The 19005-nt window shown below is 65.3% G+C and carries 18 protein-coding genes; 11 read left to right on the top strand and 7 right to left on the bottom strand.

Going from position 1 to position 19005, the window contains the following annotated elements; all coding sequences use genetic code 11:
- Nucleotides 1–3: 3 nt before the first annotated feature.
- The 5 genes from ACYQ6W_RS09480 to ACYQ6W_RS09460 all read left to right on the top strand — a co-directional run bounded on the left by ACYQ6W_RS09480 (nucleotide 4) and on the right by ACYQ6W_RS09460 (nucleotide 5037).
- Nucleotides 4–372: an MmoB/DmpM family protein gene (locus ACYQ6W_RS09480; RefSeq protein WP_459674965.1), complete on the top strand. Its 369-nt coding sequence runs from the start codon at nucleotides 4–6 to the stop codon at nucleotides 370–372.
- A 78-nt stretch (nucleotides 373–450) separates the two neighbouring features.
- Nucleotides 451–1473, top strand: coding sequence for an amidohydrolase family protein (locus tag ACYQ6W_RS09475; RefSeq protein WP_459674963.1), 1023 nt, complete (start codon nucleotides 451–453; stop codon nucleotides 1471–1473).
- Between the two features lie 4 nt (nucleotides 1474–1477).
- Nucleotides 1478–2284, top strand: coding sequence for an iron-sulfur cluster assembly protein (locus ACYQ6W_RS09470; RefSeq protein ID WP_459674962.1), 807 nt, complete (start codon nucleotides 1478–1480; stop codon nucleotides 2282–2284).
- Nucleotides 2285–2339: 55 nt separating this feature from the next.
- Nucleotides 2340–3971 carry a chaperonin GroEL gene (gene groEL, locus ACYQ6W_RS09465; RefSeq protein WP_459674960.1) on the top strand — a complete coding sequence of 544 codons (1632 nt, stop codon included), beginning with the start codon at nucleotides 2340–2342 and terminating at the stop codon, nucleotides 3969–3971.
- A gap of 22 nt (nucleotides 3972–3993) precedes the next feature.
- Entirely contained in the window at nucleotides 3994–5037 is a 1044-nt protein-coding gene (locus tag ACYQ6W_RS09460) for an NAD(P)-dependent alcohol dehydrogenase (RefSeq protein WP_459674959.1), read from the top strand.
- A 44-nt stretch (nucleotides 5038–5081) separates the two neighbouring features.
- Here ACYQ6W_RS09460 and ACYQ6W_RS09455 read toward each other — a convergent pair whose 3' ends face one another.
- On the bottom strand, nucleotides 5082–7130 hold the full coding sequence (locus tag ACYQ6W_RS09455) for a sigma-54-dependent Fis family transcriptional regulator (protein WP_459674957.1): 2049 nt from the start codon (nucleotides 7128–7130) through the stop codon (nucleotides 5082–5084).
- Nucleotides 7117–7590 (bottom strand): hypothetical protein, encoded by a 474-nt coding sequence (locus ACYQ6W_RS09450; RefSeq protein ID WP_459674955.1) that lies wholly within the window; start codon nucleotides 7588–7590, stop codon nucleotides 7117–7119. Before ACYQ6W_RS09450 ends, ACYQ6W_RS09455 begins: the two co-directional genes overlap by 14 nt.
- Before the next feature lie 200 nt (nucleotides 7591–7790).
- Here ACYQ6W_RS09450 and ACYQ6W_RS09445 point away from each other — a divergent pair, with 200 nt between their 5' ends.
- Nucleotides 7791–8111: a ribbon-helix-helix domain-containing protein gene (locus ACYQ6W_RS09445; protein ID WP_459674953.1), complete on the top strand. Its 321-nt coding sequence runs from the start codon at nucleotides 7791–7793 to the stop codon at nucleotides 8109–8111.
- Here ACYQ6W_RS09445 and ACYQ6W_RS09440 read toward each other — a convergent pair.
- Both ACYQ6W_RS09440 and ACYQ6W_RS09435 read right to left on the bottom strand, forming a co-directional pair.
- The gene (locus ACYQ6W_RS09440) at nucleotides 8096–10000 is read right to left on the bottom strand and encodes a potassium transporter Kup (protein WP_459674952.1); all 1905 of its coding nucleotides are present in this window, start codon (nucleotides 9998–10000) and stop codon (nucleotides 8096–8098) included. The genes ACYQ6W_RS09445 and ACYQ6W_RS09440 overlap by 16 nt on opposite strands.
- A 728-nt stretch (nucleotides 10001–10728) precedes the next feature.
- Nucleotides 10729–11187, bottom strand: coding sequence for an Lrp/AsnC family transcriptional regulator (locus tag ACYQ6W_RS09435; protein ID WP_459674951.1), 459 nt, complete (start codon nucleotides 11185–11187; stop codon nucleotides 10729–10731).
- A 133-nt stretch (nucleotides 11188–11320) separates the two neighbouring features.
- Between ACYQ6W_RS09435 and ACYQ6W_RS09430 the strand changes: the two genes are divergently transcribed.
- The gene (locus ACYQ6W_RS09430; protein ID WP_459674949.1) at nucleotides 11321–12007 is read left to right on the top strand and encodes an AzlC family ABC transporter permease; all 687 of its coding nucleotides are present in this window, start codon (nucleotides 11321–11323) and stop codon (nucleotides 12005–12007) included.
- Nucleotides 12004–12303, top strand: a complete 300-nt coding sequence (locus ACYQ6W_RS09425) for an AzlD family protein (protein WP_459674948.1) — start codon at nucleotides 12004–12006, stop codon at nucleotides 12301–12303. Before ACYQ6W_RS09430 ends, ACYQ6W_RS09425 begins: the two co-directional genes overlap by 4 nt.
- Before the next feature lie 26 nt (nucleotides 12304–12329).
- On the opposite strand, the gene ACYQ6W_RS09420 is transcribed toward ACYQ6W_RS09425, so the two are convergent.
- Nucleotides 12330–13757: a short-chain fatty acid transporter gene (locus ACYQ6W_RS09420; RefSeq protein WP_459674946.1), complete on the bottom strand. Its 1428-nt coding sequence runs from the start codon at nucleotides 13755–13757 to the stop codon at nucleotides 12330–12332.
- 184 nt (nucleotides 13758–13941) lie between these two features.
- Between ACYQ6W_RS09420 and ACYQ6W_RS09415 the strand changes: the two genes are divergently transcribed.
- The 3 genes from ACYQ6W_RS09415 (at nucleotide 13942) to ACYQ6W_RS09405 (ending at nucleotide 16736) form a co-directional block, all read left to right on the top strand.
- Nucleotides 13942–14571: a TetR/AcrR family transcriptional regulator gene (locus tag ACYQ6W_RS09415; RefSeq protein WP_459674945.1), complete on the top strand. Its 630-nt coding sequence runs from the start codon at nucleotides 13942–13944 to the stop codon at nucleotides 14569–14571.
- 80 nt (nucleotides 14572–14651) lie between these two features.
- Nucleotides 14652–15146, top strand: a complete 495-nt coding sequence (locus ACYQ6W_RS09410) for a DUF2852 domain-containing protein (protein ID WP_459674943.1) — start codon at nucleotides 14652–14654, stop codon at nucleotides 15144–15146.
- A 162-nt stretch (nucleotides 15147–15308) separates the two neighbouring features.
- Nucleotides 15309–16736, top strand: a complete 1428-nt coding sequence (locus tag ACYQ6W_RS09405; RefSeq protein WP_459674942.1) for an aldehyde dehydrogenase family protein — start codon at nucleotides 15309–15311, stop codon at nucleotides 16734–16736.
- Between the two features lie 44 nt (nucleotides 16737–16780).
- On the opposite strand, the gene ACYQ6W_RS09400 is transcribed toward ACYQ6W_RS09405, so the two are convergent.
- A complete protein-coding gene (locus tag ACYQ6W_RS09400) occupies nucleotides 16781–17908 on the bottom strand; it encodes an ABC transporter ATP-binding protein (RefSeq protein ID WP_459674940.1) in 1128 nt (375 codons plus the stop codon).
- The gene (locus ACYQ6W_RS09395) at nucleotides 17901–18980 is read right to left on the bottom strand and encodes an extracellular solute-binding protein (protein ID WP_459674939.1); all 1080 of its coding nucleotides are present in this window, start codon (nucleotides 18978–18980) and stop codon (nucleotides 17901–17903) included. Before ACYQ6W_RS09395 ends, ACYQ6W_RS09400 begins: the two co-directional genes overlap by 8 nt.
- Nucleotides 18981–19005: the final 25 nt, after the last annotated feature.

The raw sequence follows: 19005 nt of genomic DNA, 5'->3' as shown, positions 1-19005 counted from the left end.
ACCATGTCCGTCAGCACACGCGGCTCCTCGGGGTCGAACATCTTCAAGTCGATGCACGACATCACCTTCGAGCAGACGATTTCGCACCAATGCGGCGTCACTATGAACGATTCGGTGGAGGCCCGCGCCATCGCCGAGTTCATGGCGCAGAAGGAGGGTGTCATCGTTACCTACCAGCCCGCGCTCATCCGGATCGACGGCGAGGGCAAGCTGATCTTCAAGATGGACGAGATCAGCGAGTTTCTTGGCCGAGAGATGACGGCGGAGATTTTCGAGGTGAATACCTCGACTCATTACGGCCGCATGGTGCGGGTCGATGACAATACCGTCATCCTCTTCGGCAACATGGACGAGGTGATGGAATACATCTGACACCGATCAACGGTGCGGCCGATGGAGGCGCCGCCTGGCGCGGCGCCTCCCAAAGAAGACGACAGAGAGGGGACGAGCATGTTCAAGACGCCGGACGGCAAGGAAATCTTCGTGGTCGATGGGCACACCCATTTCTGGGATGGCAGCCCGGAGAACCAAAAGAATATTCACGGCAAGCAGTTCATCGAGTGCTTCTATGGCTATCACACTGCGCTGAGCCCGAAGGAACAGCTCTGGGCCAAGGAGAAGTTCGAGAAGTACACGGCGGACGATCTCTATCGGGATCTCTTCATCGATGGGCCGGACGATGTGGCGATCGTACAGTCCACCTATCTGAAGGATTTCTACAAGAACGGCTTCAACACGATCGAACGGAACTTCGAGGTGGCGCAGCGCTACCCGGAACGCTTCATCGTCAACGGCTCCTTCGATCCGCGGGATGGCGAGAAGGCCATCGAATACATCCACTTCATGAAGGAGACGTACGACATCAAGGGCGTGAAGATGTACACGGCCGAGTGGAACGGAGCCTCGCGCGGGTGGAAGCTCACCGATCCGGCCGCGTATAAATGCTTCGAACTCTGCGAGAAGCTCGGAATCCGCAACATCCACGTCCACAAGGGCCCGACGATCACGCCGCTGACGCGTGACGCCTTCGATGTCGCCGACGTCGACGACGCAGCGACCGATTTTCAAGGGTTGAATTGGATCGTCGAACATTGCGGCCTGCCGCGGCTGGACGATTTCTGCTGGATCGCAGTGCAGGAGAGCAACGTCTATGGTGGCCTGGCCGTGGCGCTGCCCTTCATCCATTCCCGCCCGCGCTACTTTGCCGAGGTCATCTCCGAACTGCTCTTCTGGCTTGGGCCCGATCGTATCCTCTTCGGTTCGGATTATGCCATCTGGACGCCGCGCTGGCTGGTGGAGCGCTTCTGGTCCTTCGAGTTGCCCGAGGATATCGCCAAGGAGCGCGGCGTGCAGCTGACGTCCGAGATCAAGGAAAAGATTCTCGGTCTCAACGCGGCGCGTCTCTACGACATCGACATCGCGGCGAAGCGGGCAAATCTCGCCCGCGCGCCGCTCAGCATCGCCGCGGAGTAGGCGCGTGGCCGCCGCTGGGATGAACGAGGACCGCCAGAGGGAACTCTGGCGGCGCCTCAAGGCGGTGACCGATCCGGAACTCGACGAATCCGTGGTTTCCATGGGATTCGTCGAGAGCGCCACGGTTGCCGAGGATGGTGCGGTCGCCGTCGCGTTCCGGCTGCCGACCTATTGGTGTTCTCCCAACTTCGCCTTCCTGATGCTCGAGGATTTGCGCGGTGCCCTGGTGGCACTGTCCTGGCGTCCGCGCTTTTCGATCACGCTGCTCGATCATCTCATGGGAGAGGAGATCAACGCCGCCTTGGCGGCGGGGCACAGCTTCGACGAGATCGTGGGGCGGCTCGCGCCCGATGCGGATATCCGCGCCTTGCGCGCGATCTTCACGAAAAAGGCGTTTCAACGGCGGCAGGAGACGGTGCTGCTCGCGCTGCGGGAGAGCGGCCTCAGCAACGTGGCGATGTCGGGCCTCACCTGGGCCGGGCTGCAACGCGAGAGCGGGGAGGCCGCGGCCGTCGCTCTTTACCGCGCGGCCTTCACCAGTCGCTTTCCGGACTCGGAGAAGGATGGCCCGGCCTTTCTCACCTGGGAGGGCGAGCCGCTCCGCCCGGATGAGCTATCGCAGCACCTCGCAGCCCTGCGCGCGGTCAGGATCAACATGGAGTTCAACGGCGCGCTGTGCCGGGGGTTGAAGGAGAGCCGCTACCGGGAGGTGGACGTCTCGACCGGAGAGCCGGACCTTCCCGGGCCAGGTCTCGCCGATTTCATCCTCGGCCGTGTGACGAGGGACGGGATGCAGAGTCACCGAAATTGAACCATGGGCCGAGGGCGCGGCAAGACGCCCCGGCCAATCTTTGGGGAAACAGCCAATGCCGAAAAGGCTCATTCACAGCAAGGATGCGCGGCGGCTGCTGGCGCGCGGCGTCCAGCAGCTTGCCGCCGCGGTCGAACCGACGCTTGGCCCCAAGGGGATGAACGCGATGATCGACCGGCCGATCGGCACGCCGATCGTGACACGGGACGGGGTAAGCATCGCGACCGAGATCGAGCTGCCAGACCGCTTCGAGAATATGGGGGCGCAGGTGGTGCGCGAGGTCTCCATGCAGACCAACGCCATCGCGGGCGATGGCACGACGACAGCGATCGTGCTGGCCAATGCGCTCATCCAGAAGGGTGTCGATGCAATCGAGCAGGGGGCACGCACGGTCGATCTCTGCCGCGGTATCGATCGCGCGGTGGAATGCGTCACCACCGCTCTGCGGCGACAGGCTCGTCCGGCGGCCGACGACGCGGCGCTCGCCGCCGTCGCGACGATCGCCGCGACCGAGCCGCGTCTCGGCGCTCTGGTGGCGGAGGCCTTCCGCCGTGTCGGTGCGGATGGCGTGATCTCGACAGAATTCAGCGTGACGACCGAGACGACGTTGGAGGTCGCGGAAGGGATGTCCTTCGATCGCGGCTATCTGTCGCACCACATGGTGACGGACCAGGACCGCATGGAAGCGGTGCTGGAGCGTCCGCTGATCCTGATGACGGATCTCAAGATCCGCGCGGCGGAGGAGCTTTCGGCAGCGCGGCGGATGGCCGAGGCCGAGCGGCGGCCGCTCCTCATCGTCGCCGAGGAGGTGGCGCCGGAGGTCGTGGTCGCGCTGCTCGGCCGGGACGGCCCGGGCCGCTATCTCATCGTGCATCCGCCGGAATATGGCCATTGGCGCAAGGCGATGATGGAGGATCTGGCCATTCTCACAGGTGGCCGGGTGATCGCACGCGACCTCGGCGGCCGGCTGGACGAGGTGACGCGCGAGGATCTCGGCACCGCGGAACGGGTGCGGAGCGCGAGCGCGCAGACGGCCATCATCGGCGGGGGCGGAAGTGCGGCCGCCATTGCTGCCCGGCGCGCCCAGGTTCAGCGGCAGTATGAGGTGGCGCCCCCCAATGTCGAGCAGGACAAGCTGCGCGAGCGGCTCGCGAAGCTTTCGGGCGGCGCCGCCGTGATCCTCGCCGGAGGGGCGACCCCGGTGGAGCAGCGGCGCACAGCGCAACTGATCGAGGACTCGCTGCATGCCGTGCGGGCGGCGGTGGAGGAGGGTATTCTCGCCGGCGGCGGCACTGCCCTCGCGCAGATTGCTCCCGTGCTGAACCCGCTGCTCGACGCGGCGGAGGGGGATGAGGCTGCCGGCATCCGCTTGCTGCGCTCCGTGCTCACCCGGCCGCTGGCCCGCATCGTCACCAATGCCGGAGGGGATCCGGAGGCGGTGGTAGCCGAGGTCGTCCACGCCCGTGCGGGCTTCGGCTATGACGCCGCCGCGGGCCGCTTCCAGGACATGTTCGAGGCCGGCGTGGTGGACCCTGCACGGGTGACCTGCACGGCCCTCACCAACGCGGCCTCCGTCGCCAAGCTCATCCTGTCCACCGAAACGCTGGTCGCAGACCTGCCGGAGGGCGAAGACCCCACCGAAGGGCCTGCGCGGGGCGGCGGGGCGGAGCGGCTCGGCCGCGCATGAACATCGAAGAAGGAGAAACGCCATGAAGGCGGCAAGGCTCTACGAATACGATCCGGCGATGAACGTGCAGCTCAAGATCGACGAGGTGCCGGAACCCAAGATCTCCTCGCCGGACGAGGTCATCGTGCGGGTCGGGGCCGCCGGTCTCTGCCGCACCGATCTGCATATCATCGAGGGGGTCTGGCGCTCGGTGATGGACCCGGAGGGCCGGCTTCTGCCGTACATCATGGGCCATGAGAATGCGGGCTGGGTGGAGGAGGTGGGCAGCAGCGTCACCACGGTGAAGCGCGGGGACGCGGTGATCTGTCACCCCTTCCGGTCCTGCGGCATCTGCCTGAACTGCCGGCACGGCGAAGACATGTATTGCGACAACGGCCTCTTTCCTGGTCTTGGCCTCAACGGCGGCTTTGCGCAATACATGGTGACGAGCGAGCGGTCCCTCATCAAACTCAAATCCAATGTCATGCCGATCGATGTCGCGCCGCTGGCGGACGCCGGCATCACCGCCTATCGCGCGGCGAAGCGAGCGGCCAAGCTGCTGCGCCCAGGCGCCTATTGCGTGCTGCTCGGCATCGGCGGCCTCGGCCACATTGCCCTGCAATCCTTGCGGGCGCTTTCGGGGTGCCGGATCGTCGCGGTAGACCGCGAGGCGTCTGCCCTGCGCCTGGCGAAGGAACTGGGCGCCGACATCACCATCGAGGGCAGTGGGGACGTGGTGGCGGCGGTGCGCGAGGCAACGGGCGGCGGCGCCCAGGTGGTGATCGATTTCGTGGGCGAACTCGGCATCGAGAATCTGTGCTGGCAGATGGTGCGCAAAGGGGGCCAGCTGCTCGTGGTGGGCTATGGCGGGATGATCAAGATCCCGACGCTGCATTTCGTGACCGAAGAGATCAACATCGGCGGCAGCCTCGTCGGCAATTTCACCGAGCTCGTGGAACTCATGGAGCTCAACGCCGACGGCCGCGTGCGCATGCACTACACGAAATACAATTTGGAGAACATCAACACGGCGATTGCCGACTTCAAGGCGCGGCGGTTCTCCGGCCGTGGGGTGATCGTGCCGTGAGATGAGGAAGACCCCCTCCCGGTCGGGCCTGCCCGCTCGGGGGGTTATCGCTGCACGAAACTGCGGCGGATGCCGTGCTGATCGAGCCGGCGATACAGCGTCGGGCGTGAGATGCCAAGCAGATGCGCAGCCTGGCTGAGATTTCCACCCGCGGCCTCCAGCGCGGCGCGGAGCGCCTGGCTTTCCGGGTTGGCAGTGGCGTCCGCCAGCGGTGCGAGGGCGCCTGAGTCGGCCGCCGCCTCGCGGAGCATATCGGGCGGCAGGTCCCGCTCCGTCACGACCCCGTCGCGACAGGTGAGGTGCAGCCGCTCGACGAGGTTGCGCAGTTCCCGCACATTGCCTGGCCATGCATAGGCGCGCATCGCGCGTTCCACCTCGTCCGAGAACTGCAGCGGCTCCCCGCCGGTTTGCCGCGCCAGGCGATGGCTGAAGAAGTCGGCGAGCAGCAGCGCGTCGTCTTCGCGGTCCCGCAACGGCGGAATGCGGATGAGAATGGCGCTGATGCGGTAGTAGAGATCCCAGCGGAACCGGCCCTCGCTCGCCTCTTGCCGCAAGTCGCGGTTGGTGGAAGCGACGACGCGGACATTCACCGGCCGCTCCCGGCTATCGCCGATGCGGCGGATGGTCCGCTCCTCCAGCGTGCGCAGCAGGAAGGGCTGGATATCGAGCGGCATCTCGCCGATTTCGTCGAGGCTGAGCAGTCCGCCATGCGCCCGCTCCAAGACGCCTGCCTTGCCCTCGCGCGTCGCCCCCGTGAAGGCGCCCCCGACATGGCCGAAGAGCTCGCTGCCGAAGAGCTCGCGCGTGATGGCGCCGCAATTGAGTGCGACGAAGGGCGCGTCCGCGCTGGTTTTGCCATGCGCGTGAATGAGCCTGACGATGAGTTCCTTGCCTGTTCCCGTTTCCCCCTCGATGAGGAGAGAGGAGACATTCGGTGATTCGGCGGCAAGTTGCGCGAGCTCCACCGCTTCACGAAGAGCGCGGCTGTGGCCGATGATCTCCGGCCCATCCTCCCCCGCTCCCACCCGGCGCTGGACGGCGGCGCCAAAGGCGACGCTGGTGGAGCGTGGGCTGCGCGCTTCGGGGAAAATGAGAGCCACGCCTTGCAGATCGCCGTCGAGACGCAGCGGGCTGAGATCGCATTCGCCGAAATGCGGGGAGAGATTGGCGGTGATGTCGGCCAGCAGGTCTATCTCCGGCCGACGACGCATCCGGGTTGGCGCCTTGGTGGCGTTGCCTGCTTCGTGCGGGAGCAGCGCCCCCAACCGTTCGGCGCTGACATTGTTCATGTAGAGCGGCCGGCCCTGCCGGTCGATGATCATGACGCCATCCTGCCGTCGATAGCGCGGTGCGCTATCGACGAAGGCTTCGAGCAGGCGGATGCGCTCGCTGTTCTGGTGCTCCGCGATGCGGCGCGTCACCTCTTCCGCGATGCTCGCGACCAAGGCGATGTTGTGCGGCCTGAAGATGTCGGGATGGCCCGACAGGTCGATCACGCCGACAACCTTGCCGTCAAAGGGGTCGTGCACCGGCGCCGCAGCGCAGGTCCAGGATTTGATGCCGGCGCAGAAATGCTCGGCCGCATGCACGAAAACCGGCCGGTCTGACCAGAGCGCGGTGCCGATCCCGTTGGTGCCGGCAACATCCTCCGTCCAGCGGCCGCCGATGCCGAGATGGATGTCCATGCCGTCATGGATCGTCTTCTTATCGCCGATCACGTCGAGCAGCACGCCGTCGCCATCGGCGAGCACCAGCATCGCCCCCGCGTCGTGCAGCAGGTGCCCGACCGTGAGGAAGGACGGCCGCGCCGCGAGCAGGAGCTCGTCATTCCGCTCGTGCAGCCAAGCGAGCGTCGCTTTGTCATTATCGATCGGGGCTTCGCATTGGCGGCAGTCGACACCGATGGAAGCGCAGCGCCCCCAGGAATCCTGGATGTCACGCCGCACGGGAAAGCTGGCCTGCCCGGGGTCGGGGGTTCCTGAGAGGAAGCGTTCCCAAGCCCGCATCACCCGCCGCTCGTCATAATCGGCGAGGACGGCAGGGGGAGGAGGGGCGGGACCGTGCCCCGTCTCTGGATGCTTAAGCGAGGCCAAGGGCAGCCTCGACCCTGGCGGCGAACCGTGCGTCGGATTCACCAGGCTCGAGCGCCTTGCCATCCAGAGCGGCGAGCGCGCTCGCCAGTGCGCCGTCGAGCGGGGCGATATAGCCATTGCCGCTCGTCGCCAAGCGGAAGCAGGTGCGGCCTTCGACCCCCCGCAGATCTCCCAGATGATGCAGCTGGCGGCCCGTATTCCCATCCATCACGACGACGCGGCCATTGGGGCTTACACGGACGTAGGGCGAGGGCGGTGCATCCGAGGCGGTCGCCGGGCCGTGGACGATCACCAGATTGCGTGGCTGAGGTTGTTGTTTGGGCTTCCTGCTGGCGGAGTAGGCGCCGCTGCTGAGATGATCCGCGAGGCGCGTGATCGTCCCCTGATTTTCGGAAATAATCCGCTTTATCTGCGCATCTTCCCTGCGGGGACCGGAGCGCTTGGAAAGAATATCCACCACGACCGATTTCCTCTCAATCCAGCCTGCTGCTTCGCACAAATCAGTGCGTGCTGACCTGCGGCAGCTATTTTGGGATACTCTACTACACCGGAGAGATATCCACGGGTAGTATTTGGCTATGACGCGTCCTCTCCAATACAGGACCGTCCGCTCAGCCCGCAGAGGCCAATATCAACGATAAAAATTGCCAGTGGTGGAATATGTGCAAGATTTTTCGGAGCCAGCCCGCTGCGGCCTATGCAGGGGAAACCCGCGCCGTACGGCTGGATGGTTATGCAACCTCGGTTCGTCTTGAATCAGCCTTCTGGAAGACGCTTGAAGAAATTTCAGAACATGAAGGAATGACGGTTAACCGATTTGTTTCGGTTCTACATAGAGAAATCATGGAAGAGCAAGGAGAGGTGCGCAACTTTGCCTCTCTTCTTCGGGTCATCTGTCTGCGCTGGAGCCAGAATGCGCTCCACGCAGGCGAGCACTCTGTGGATAGGGCACCGGTTGCGCATCCTCAAAGCTCCACTTGACGTCCAACCTCCAGGAAGCGGTCAGCCGGCAGGTCGAAGCGATCGGAGGAGCGGACGGCATTGCGATACATGAAGCTGAAAACGCTGCGCTGCCAGGCCGGCATCCGCGGCGCCGATTTGGCGCGGATGACCTGGTCTCGCGCTGCAAAGAAGACGGCGTCGTCCAGCGTTACCGGGCAGCCTTCCGCCTTCGCGCTGGAGAGCGCGACGATCACATTCGGCACTTCGACGAAGCCGAAATGCACCCGCACGTGCCAGAAGTTGGGTGCGATTTCCTCCACCATCGCGCGATCCGCCGGGGCGATGCGCGGCACTTCGTCGAAGAGGAGCGTGAGGGTGACCACCTTCTCCTGAAGCGCGCCCATCTGCGCGACGTGGCGCATCAGCATGACGGGCACCGTGGTGTCGGTCCGGCTGAGAAACACGGCGGTGCCCGGCACGCGCGGAATGCGGTGGGCGGCGAGATCGGCCAGAAATTCGACGGGTCCCTTTTCCAGGGCGAGCAGACGGGTTTTCACGGCCAGGGTGCCCGTGCGCCAAACGCGCATCGCGGTGAAGATGGCCGCGCCGAGCACGAGGGGGATCCAACCGCCTTCCGCGATCTTCATCAGATTGGCCGAGAAGAAGGCGAGGTCGACCACCAGGAAGAGAGCGCTGACGCCGAGGGCGAGCCAGAGCGGCCAGCGCCACACGTCCCGCATGGCGTTGAAGAGCAAGGCGGTGGTGAGCAGCATCGTGGTGGAGACCGCGGTGCCGTAGGCGCCGGCGAGCTTCGCGGAGCTGCCGAACCCCCAGGCGAGGGCCAGGGTTCCGGCCATCATCAGCCAGTTCACGCAGGGCACGTAGATCTGCCCATACTCCTCGTCCGAGGTCTGCCGGATGTTGACGCCCGGCAGCCAGCCCAGCTGCATGGCCTGGCGGGTGAGGGAAAAGGCGCCGGTGATGATCGCCTGGCTCGCGATGATGGTGGCAAGTGTCGCCAGCACCACGAGCGGAACCACCGCCCAGCCGGGCGCCAGGGTGAAGAAGGGATTGCCCGCCAGGTTCGGGTTCTGGATGAGAAGCGCCGTCTGCCCCGCATAGCTCAGCAGCAGGGCGGGCAGCACGATGAAGGACCAGGCGACCCGGATGGGGGCCCGCCCGATGTGCCCCATATCGGCGTAGAGCGCCTCGCCGCCGGTGATTGCCAGGAACACGCCGCCCAGCACGAAGAGGCTCTGCGCGCCATGATGGAGGAGGAAGCCCAGGGCGTAGCCGGGGTTGACCGCGGCGATGACGGCCGGATGACGGGCGATGCCGGTGAGACCGAGCAGGGCGATGACGATGAACCAGAGGAGCATCACCGGCCCGAACAGCTTGCCGATGCGTGCGGTGCCGAAGGACTGCGCCGTGAAAAGCGCAAGCAGGATGGCAATCGCCGCGGGCAAGACATAGGGCGTGAGGCTGGGCGTCACGATTTCTAGCCCCTCGAGTGCACTGAGCACGGAAATCGCTGGGGTGATGATACCGTCGCCATAGATCAGCGCGGCGCCGAACAGGCCCATGGCTACGAGGATGGCCGTAGTGCCGCCCCGCGCTTCGCCGAGCCGCCGCGTGACCAGGGACATCAAAGCGAGGATGCCGCCCTCGCCATTGTTGTCCGCCCGCATCACGAAGCCACAATATTTGACCGAGACGGTAACCACGAGCGCCCAGACGACGAGAGATAGAAGGCCGAGTGCGGCGGTCGCCGAGGGGTGACCGCCGACATCGGCGACGATCGTCTGATAGGTGTAGAGGGGGCTGGTGCCGAGATCGCCATAGACAATGCCCAGGGCCGTGAGGGCGCCCAATGCCGTGACCGGCCGATCCGCCGGGTTGTCGCTGGTTGCCGCTCTCTCTCCGCCCATACTCTCTTCCTCTCCGCCTGGCGGCTCGGGACAAACCCGGCCCTGCTGCCCCGTCGTCTGACGAAAATCAGACGGAGCCCGGGTTCGGCAAGATGGGCCGGTGAAGTTTATATGGCTTGAAGGGTCAGGAGGGCGGCCGGTTTCGCCGGGCTGGCGCGATGCCCGGCCTGAAGCGCGGGTGGTGGGCGCCGGCCAAATTGGGCTGCCGGAACCCTGGCCACGACCATGTCTCCTGCGGATCCCGCGCGCAGGGACAGGGGCGACTGTCAGTTGTTCGATCAATTAACAGCAAACAAACGCTTGCGGGATGCATGTGCGACCATCGCGGAGAGAAACGCGAAGCGGGACGCCACGGCACGGGGGTGCAAGTTTGCTCTCGTCTGTCCGCCGCCAAACCGTTAAGCTTCCGTTAAGCTTGCGGGGGCGCGCAGGAAGCGCTTGCTTGATCCCGCAGGGGTGTGATTTGTTTCGAAACGTTGTACTGGAACGAAAAGGACTACGAGAATGATCCGTGCTGCCGCCGTGCTTCTGTCCATGATGGTTGCGTTGGCTGCTTGTGCAGAGAAGCCTTTCCCTCACAAGCTTGAAAACTCGAATTCCGGCTCTAACTCGGCGCCGACCTCGGGCAGCTGGTAACGTTCGGACGAAGGTCCAACGTGTTTGTTACGGGTCGGTATTTCAGCCGGCCCGTGACAAACGGCCGTCGCCAGAGGCGTGACGATGATCCATCATAGCGGCAGCGGACTCGCCTCCTTCACCCGCTGCAGAGGAATCTCGGTTTTCAGGCTCTGCACGCCCACGATGCGCGCAAGCTTCTCCGCCTGGAAGCGGCGATAAGCGTCCAAATCGCGCGCGACCACCCGCAACAGGAAATCACAGTCGCCGGCCATCATGTGACATTCCACCACATGGGGCAGCGCGAGGATGCTCTCGCTGAAGCGCCGCACCGTCTCCTCATCCTGGCCCTTGAGCCAGACGCGAACGAAGACGCTGGTGCCGAGCCCGAGGCGCGCCGAGTCGAGAAGCGCCGTATAGCCCTTGATGATTCCGGCGGCCTCCAGCGCCCGGACCCGGCGCAGACAGGGCGAAGGGGAAAGGCCGATCCGCTCAGCCAGGTCATTGTTGCTGATCCGCCCGTCCGCCTGAAGGACGGCGAGGATGCGGCGGTCGATCGCATCAAGGTCCATGGCAGATAACGCCCTCGTTGGCCCAAATGTGAGCAGAAACTGCCTCAATTTCGGAAAAATTCCACTCATTTCGCATACACCTGCGGGTGCATCGGGGATAGATCGGGAACCAGACCATAGAGCGGGGCGCCTCATGCGGGACTTTCGTCGCGGATTGCGTGGGGTGGTCCCCATCCTCATCGGCTTGGTGCCGGCCGCCCTCGTTCTCGGGGCGCAGGCATCCGCCAAGGGGATCCCGCCGCTGGCCGTCGCGCTCATGGCGGGCCTGAACTTCGCCGGTGGCTCCGAATTTGCGGCCGTCGGCCTATGGACCAGGCCGCCGCATGTTCTGCTGATCGCGGGCGTCACCCTGCTCGTCAATAGCCGGCATTTGGTAATGGGTGCGGCTTTGGCGCCGGTGATGCGCCATCTGCCCCGCCGCCGTGCTTTGCCATCCCTCTTCTTCATGGTGGATGAGAGCTGGGCCATGGCGCTCGCCGATGTGAAGAGGCGGGATGGGGCGATCCCCGCGCGCTTCAACACCGCCTATTTCCTGGGGGTATCGGCCGGTCTCTTCGTCAGTTGGGTCTTCTTTACGACCACTGGTGCCCTTGTCGGCCCGGTTCTGGGGGATCTCGATCGCTGGGGATTGGACATGGCCTTTCCCGCGATCTTTCTGGTTCTGATGCGTGGCATGTGGAAGGGTATGGCTGCGGCCGTGCCATGGCTCGTCAGCTTCCTCGCGGCAGGCTGTGCCTATCTCTTTCTGCCTGGTGCTTGGTATGTGCCTGCGGGCGCGGCAGCCGGCCTGCTCGCCGCCTGGATCGGTGCGCGGTCATGATCGATCATCGGACCCTGGTCGCCATCCTGGCGATGGCCAGCGTGACCTATATGACGCGCATCGGCGGCTATCTGCTACTCGGCAACCGCCATTTGTCGCCGCGAACGATGGCGACGCTGGAGAGGGCGCCGGGCTGCGTGCTCATCGCAGTGATCACGCCCGCCTTCCTCTCCGGACGGCTCGCCGATCTGCTGGCGCTCGGCGTCACCCTGGTCGCCGCAGCCCGCTTGCCGTTGCTCCCGACCGTCCTGCTCGGCGTGGCGACCGCCGGCCTCGCCCGCTACGCGCTGGGTTGAGGGCGCAGCGGGCCTGCATCCGTTCGTCAGGGGTGGATGGGCGGCACGAAGCTCAGCGTCTGCGCGAAGAGCCACAGCATGAACAGGACGAGGGGCACATGCACGATGAGCTGCAGGAAGGTGAACCCCACGATGTCCTTCGCCTTCAGGGACAAGACCCCGAGCAGCGGCAGCATCCAGAACGGGTTGATGAGGTTCGGCAGCGCCTCCGCGGCGTTGTAGACCTGCACTGCCCAGCCGAGATGCACCTTCAAATCCGCCGCGGCTTTCATGACGTAGGGCGCTTCGATGATCCACTTTCCGCCGCCAGAGGGCACGAAAAAGCCGAGCACGGCGGAATAGGCGCCCATCACAACCGGAAAGCTGCCCGTTGCGCTGACACTGACGAAGGCATGGGCGATCGCATCCGCCAGGGAGTGTCCGCTCGCGCCATGAACCGTCGTCATGATCGCGGCGATCGAACCGTAGATTGGGAATTGGATGAGCACGCCGGTCGTGGCCGGCACCGCCCGCGCCACGGCGTTGAGGAAGGAGCGCGGCCGCCAGTGCAGCAGCAGACCGATCATCAGGAAGATGAGGTTGTAGGTGTTGAGGTTGGCGATGGCGTTCGCGCCGTGCGCGGCGAACTGCCGGATGGCCCATCCGGCACCCATCGCGACGATGATGAGCGTGATCAGTGGCGAATATTCCAGCCATTCGCCCGGGCGGGTGCGCGGTGGCAGTTCGGTGGACCGCAGTTCGGTCTCGATACCCAGGCTTTCCGCGGTGACGACGCGCCCCCCGGTCGGGGTGGAGAAGCGGCAGATCAGGATGGAGACCACCATCAGCACCAGCGCCATGACGATGGATTGCCACAGGAAGATGGTTTGGCTGAAGGGCAGCACGCCGGTGATGGCCAGCAACGGCTTCGGCAGGCTCGCCGGGTTGGCCTGAAGCTGCGCGGCGGAGGAGGTGAGACCGAGCGCCCAAGTGGCACCAAGGCCGAGATAGGCGGCGGCGCCGGCGGCCCGATAATCCATCCGCAGGTCCGCACGTGCGGCCATGGCGCGCACCAGCAGGCCGCTAAAGATCAGGCTCATGCCCCAGTTCACGAAGGAGGTCGCCATGCTGACGAAGGCGATGGAGGCAACGGCGGAAGGCCCGGTGCTTGGCAGGCTGGCGATCCAGGTGATGAGCCGCGCCGCAGGCTTGGAGGTTGCGACGACATAGCCGGTGATGACGATGAAGGCCATCTGCAGGCTGAAGACGATGAAGCTCCAGAAGCCGTTGCCGAAGGCGTCCACCACCTCTGTCGGCCGGGCTCCGATCGCAAGCGCCGCGACCGCGGTGACGATCAGCGCCAAGGCGGCGAAGATATAGGCATCTGGAAACCAGGTTTCTGCCCAGGTGGTGAAGCGCAAGCCAAGAGCCACCGCCCAGCCAGACTGCGTCGTCTCGCCTTTGTCCCGATTCACTCTCTTCCTCCCTGACCTGAGTGTTCCAGGCGGCCGCTGGTGCCTGCCTGCTCAACGGAGGTCAGCCGGACCGGTCCGGCCCGTCAAGCGTTGGCGGATGGGACGTGATGTTCGCGCTGCCGTGGTGGCGCGCGAGGTCACGAAAGGGGGTGCGAAACCGCGGCCCTTGGCGTAAGGGGCGAGCATGAGCTGGTCGGGACAAAGACGGGGCTATCATCACGGCAATCTGCGAGAGGCCTTGATCGAGGCTGCGCAGGTCTTGATTGCCGAAGGGGGTCCTGCGGCTTTCACCATTGCCGAAGCGGCACGGCGCGCGGGCGTCAGCCCGGCCGCACCCTATCGCCATTTCCGCGACGCCGAGGCGCTGATCGCCGAGGTAGCGCTGCGCGGCTTCGACCATCTGGCCGAGGTGCTGGCGCGCGCCTGGGCGGAAGGCCAGCCGACGCCCCTGCGCGCTCTGGAAGCGATTGGGCGAGCCTATCTCGCTTTCGCCCGGAACGAGCCCGCCTTCTATGCCGCCATGTTCGAGGCCCGTCTCGACGCGGAGCAGCATCCGGGCCTGCTTTCGGCCAGCGAGCGCGCCTTCGCCGTGATCCGCGAAGCAGCCGAGGCCGTGACCCTCTCGGTTCCGAAGCCTCAACGGCCACCGGCCTTGATGGTAGCTCTGCACATCTGGTCGATGGCGCATGGTGTCGGCGCCCTGTTCGGACGCGGCGGAAGTGGCCGGCGCAAGCTGCCGATGTCTGCTGAAGAACTGCTGGAGGCGGGTATCCTTGTCTATCTGCAAGGATTGGGGCTGGTAGGAGGGCGATGAGGAGCCGCTTCTGTTTTTCTTGACGGCGTGACGGGCTGCTGCCAATGTAAATGTGCCTTACATTCACATGGAGCCACATCATGTCTGCGGCGAACCCGGGCGTTTACGGTCAGGGACCAAGCTGGCTGCACGACGACCGAACCTTTGCCCTCTGGTCCATCTCCCGCCCCTTGCTGATCGCGGGCACCATTCTCGGCTTCGTCTTCTGGTGGCCGCTTGGCATCGTCCTGCTCTGTCTCGCGATCTGGAATAGGCGGCTCGGGCGCGTTCTGTTTTCCCAAGGTCCCGCCGGACCGCGCGCTTTTGGCTGTGCCGGTTGGGCGGGCCCCTGGAGCGGTGGCCGCGGCCGCATGGGCGGATTCGGCGGCGGCGCCGGCCGTTCCAGCGGCAATCAGGCCTTCGACGAATACAAGGCTGAGACGCTGCGCCGCTTGGAGGATGAGCAGGCCGAGTTCGCGAGCTTCCTCGACCGCTTGCGCTTTGCCAAGGACAAGGCGGAGTTCGACCAGTTCATGGCTGAACGTCGCAGACCGGCCGCGGAGCGCCCCGAAGGCGGCGACCAGCCGGCCGCCTGAGGACCCTGGGAGGAACCGCGGTCGGCTGGCGGCCGTCGTTCCTCCCCCGTGCTGAATTTCTGAAAATCACCTCGTCATTTTCAGTTTTCCCATATAGAAATCGTCCATCTTCAATGCCGGGCGGCGCCGGCCTCACGGGCCGCGGCCGAGAGAGGGATGGGCATGACCGATTACACGACATTCTACATCGACGGCGCCTTCGTCGCGCCGGCTGAATCGCGGCCACTCGGCGTGGTGAACCCGGCAACCGAAGAGGTGTTTGCCACCATCTCGCTCGGCACCACCGCCGATGTGGACCGTGCGGTCGCGGCTGCCCGGGCCGCCTTCGACGGCTTCTCCCAGACCACGCGGGAAGAGCGGCTCGCCCTTCTCGAACGGATCCTCGACATCTACAAGCGCCGCTACGAGGACATGGCGCAGGCCATCAGCCGCGAGATGGGCTCCCCCATCGCCCGGGCCCGGGACTCCCAGGCCTATGCGGGCCAGGGCCATCTCGAAGCGCTGATCGAGGCCTTCAAGAATTTCGTCTACGACGAGCAGCGGGGCACAACGGTCGTGACGCACGAGCCGGTCGGCGTCGTGGCCCTCATCACGCCGTGGAACTGGCCGATGAACCAGATCATGTGCAAGGTCGCCCCGGCGCTTGCCGCCGGTTGCACCATGGTTCTGAAGCCTTCGGAGATCGCGCCAATCTCCGGCATGGTCTTCGCCGAGATCCTGCATGAAGCGGGCGTGCCGAAGGGCGTGTTCAACCTCGTCAACGGCACTGGGCCGGAAGTGGGGGCCGCGCTTTCCTCGCACCCCGATATCGACATGGTGTCCTTCACCGGCTCTACCCGCGCGGGCACCGACGTCGCCCGCAACGCGGCCGCCACGGTCAAGCGCGTGGCGCAGGAACTGGGCGGAAAGTCGGCCAACATCATCCTACCCGACGCCGATCTGGAGAGTGCGGTTTCTCAAGGCGTGCTCGGTTGCTTCGGCAATACCGGCCAGTCCTGCGATGCGCCGACGCGCATGTTGGTGCCGGCTGGCAAGCATGACGCGGCGCTCGAGATTGCGCGCCGGACGGCGCTGGCCGTCGTTACTGGCGATCCGCAGGACGAGGCGACGGAGCTTGGGCCGCTCGTCAGCGAGGTTCAGTTCAACAAGGTGCAGGCGCTGATCCAGTCCGGCATCGACGAAGGCGCCACACTCGTCGTCGGCGGCACCGGCAAGCCGGACGGCATCAATGCCGGCTATTTCGTCAAGCCGACCGTCTTCGGCAACGTGAAGCCCGGCATGCGCATCGAGCGCGAGGAGATTTTCGGCCCCGTGCTTTCCATCATTCCGTACGAGACGGTGGAGCAGGCGATCGCCATCGCCAATGACACACCCTACGGTTTGGCGGCCTATGTCCAGGGCACGGACATGACGGAAGCCCGCCGCGTGGCGCGCCGGCTGCGCGCCGGGTCTGTCTATCTCAACTATCCGGACTGGGACCTCTTCGCGCCCTTCGGCGGCTACAAGCAGTCCGGCAATGGGCGCGAATATGCCGATTTCGGCCTGCGCGACTTCATGGAGATCAAGGGCATCGTCGGCCACGGTGCCTGATCATCGCGGGCGGGGTCTCGGCCCCGCCCTCGAGTGGCTGGTGATCAGGCCGCTTCGGCAGGGAAGAGCCGCGTGGTGCCGGGCTCGAAGCCGAGATGCACCACTTCCCCGATCGCGGGGGGAACCGCGTCGCGATGGGCGAGATCGAGCATCACCACCGTTGCATCGGCAAGACGGAGCTGCACGCGCTCCACGAGCCCCAGAAACATCCGGCTCTCGACCCGCGCGGTGACCGAGCGCCCCGGCACAGCCTCGGGCAGCACCAGAAGACGTTCGGGACGGACGCAGAGCTGCAGGTCGGGCCCGGGCGGAAGCGCTTGGCCGTCATGCGGCAGCGTCACCGCCGTGCCGGCGAGATCGAGCGTGACGGTCGCCGCATCCTGCCGCAGCAAGCGGGCAGGCAGCAGATTGGCGGCCCCCAGAAAGCGGGCGACGAAAGGGGAAGCCGGGCCGTCATAGAGTGCTGCCGGCGTGCCGACCTGCGCGATGACGCCGTGATTCATCACCACGATACGGTCCGCGAGGGTCAGCGCCTCCGCCTGGTCATGCGTCACGATGATGAAGGTGAGACCGAGACGCGCCTGGATCTGCTTCAGCTCGATCTGCATCTGCTGGCGGAGATGGGCATCAAGCGCGGACAGCGGCTCGTCCAGAAGCAGGACGTCGGGCGCGCGGGCCAGGGCGCGGGCAAGCGCCACGCGTTGCCGCTGGCCGCCCGAAAGCGCCCCCGGCTTTCGCTCGGCCTTGTCGGCGAGGCCCACCATGCTGAGAAGTTCTGCGACACGGCTGCGGATTTCGGCCTTGGGGCGATGCGCGACCGAGAGGCCGAAGCCGACATTCTCCTCCACAGACATATGGGGGAAGAGCGCATAGTCCTGAAAGACGGTGTTGACCGGGCGACGATACGGCGGTTCGTCGGTGATGGCACGGCCATGCATGAGAATGTCGCCCTGGCTCGGCCGTTCGAAGCCCGCGATCATGCGCAGTGTCGTCGTCTTGCCGCAACCGGAAGGGCCGAGCAGGGCGAGGAACTCGCCCTGGCGGACCTGCAGATCCATGCGCTGCACCGCGAGCGCCGCGCCATAGTATTTCTCGACGCCGCGCAATTCGACGACCGGCGCGGCCTGTGGGGCGGCGCCGGTGTGGTTCGAGAGGATCGCCGCCTCAGCCACCTTCCTTCACCCGGGCATAGGCTGCGGCGATCGCCTGCGGGTTCTTCATGGCCGAGGTGAAGACGGTGTTCTTCAGCTCGGTTGCCGGATCTGCGGGAAGTGCGAACTTTGCCTTTACATCTGCCGGCACCTTTGCATAGGCTTCGGCATTGGCGGTGCCATAAGCGTAGTTGGTGACGAGTGCCTCGCCCGCGTCGTCTGCGAGGCGCGCGTTGATGAAGTCATAGACCTTGTCCAGGTCATGGGCGCCTTTCAGCACCACCATGCCGCAAGCCCAGGTCAGCATCTTCTCCTTCGGATGCATGAACGCGACCGGCACGTGCTGCTTGGTGAGATCGACATAGGACGCGTTCCAGGTCATGGCGGCGACGAGTTCGCCAGAGGCCAACGCCTGCTCGACCGAGGTCATGTCCGTCGTATACATGCGGATGAGCGGCCGCTGCTCCCGCAGCTTGGCGGCGACCTTCTTGATGTCGTCGGCATTTTCATCGAAGGGATCGACGCCTGCCATGATGGCGCCGACGATCCAGGTGTCATGGATCGCGTCGATCACCGCGAGCTTGCCGGCATATTGCTTGTCCCACAGCAGGTTCCAGCTCGCCTCCGGGTTCTTCACGAGATCCGTGCGGTAGAGGATGGAGGTATTGCCCCAGTCCCAGGGCACCATCCAGACCTTGCCGTCGGCCATCACGCCCGGCATCTGGCGGAAGATCGGGTAGATCTTGTCCCAATTGGGAATGCGCTTGGTGTCGATCGGCTGAAGTAGCCCCGCCTTCCGCCATTGCGGCAGTTTGTCCACGCACGGATGGGCGATATCGGGATGGAAGCCGGCGCGCACCTTGGCGAAAGCCTCGTCATCATCGCCAAAGACGCTGATGTTCAGACCCTCCGGATGCTCCTTGAGATAGGCCTGATGGAAGGCCGGAAGCTCATAGCCGTCCCAGGTGTAGTAGGTAATCTTGTCCTGCGCCTGGGCCGCGCGCGGGCCGAGGAAGGCGGCGGCCGAAAGGCCGGCGAGGGCCAGCGCGCGCAGCGCCCCGCGGCGGAAGGATCGGGCGAACATCTGTCTCATACGCAATCTCCTTGCATGGGTCTCG

The sequence above is a fragment of the Acidisoma sp. 7E03 genome (genome assembly GCF_054665075.1).
Note: the sequence above shows the minus strand (reverse complement) of the source record. Positions and strands in the feature narration are given on the sequence as shown.

Bases quoted from the DNA above. Each gene is read 5' to 3' on its own strand.
- ACYQ6W_RS09440 (WP_459674952.1), bottom strand. From the start codon at position 10,000: ATGGGCGGAGAGAGAGCGGCAACCAGCGACAACCCGGCGGATCGGCCG.
- ACYQ6W_RS09405 (WP_459674942.1), top strand. From the start codon at position 15,309: ATGACCGATTACACGACATTCTACATCGACGGCGCCTTCGTCGCGCCG.
- ACYQ6W_RS09410 (WP_459674943.1), top strand. From the start codon at position 14,652: ATGTCTGCGGCGAACCCGGGCGTTTACGGTCAGGGACCAAGCTGGCTG.
- ACYQ6W_RS09435 (WP_459674951.1), bottom strand. From the start codon at position 11,187: ATGGACCTTGATGCGATCGACCGCCGCATCCTCGCCGTCCTTCAGGCG.
- ACYQ6W_RS09445 (WP_459674953.1), top strand. From the start codon at position 7,791: ATGTGCAAGATTTTTCGGAGCCAGCCCGCTGCGGCCTATGCAGGGGAA.
- ACYQ6W_RS09425 (WP_459674948.1), top strand. From the start codon at position 12,004: ATGATCGATCATCGGACCCTGGTCGCCATCCTGGCGATGGCCAGCGTG.
- ACYQ6W_RS09395 (WP_459674939.1), bottom strand. From the start codon at position 18,980: ATGAGACAGATGTTCGCCCGATCCTTCCGCCGCGGGGCGCTGCGCGCG.
- groEL (WP_459674960.1), top strand. From the start codon at position 2,340: ATGCCGAAAAGGCTCATTCACAGCAAGGATGCGCGGCGGCTGCTGGCG.
- ACYQ6W_RS09430 (WP_459674949.1), top strand. From the start codon at position 11,321: ATGCGGGACTTTCGTCGCGGATTGCGTGGGGTGGTCCCCATCCTCATC.
- ACYQ6W_RS09415 (WP_459674945.1), top strand. From the start codon at position 13,942: ATGAGCTGGTCGGGACAAAGACGGGGCTATCATCACGGCAATCTGCGA.
- ACYQ6W_RS09480 (WP_459674965.1), top strand. From the start codon at position 4: ATGTCCGTCAGCACACGCGGCTCCTCGGGGTCGAACATCTTCAAGTCG.
- ACYQ6W_RS09475 (WP_459674963.1), top strand. From the start codon at position 451: ATGTTCAAGACGCCGGACGGCAAGGAAATCTTCGTGGTCGATGGGCAC.
- ACYQ6W_RS09460 (WP_459674959.1), top strand. From the start codon at position 3,994: ATGAAGGCGGCAAGGCTCTACGAATACGATCCGGCGATGAACGTGCAG.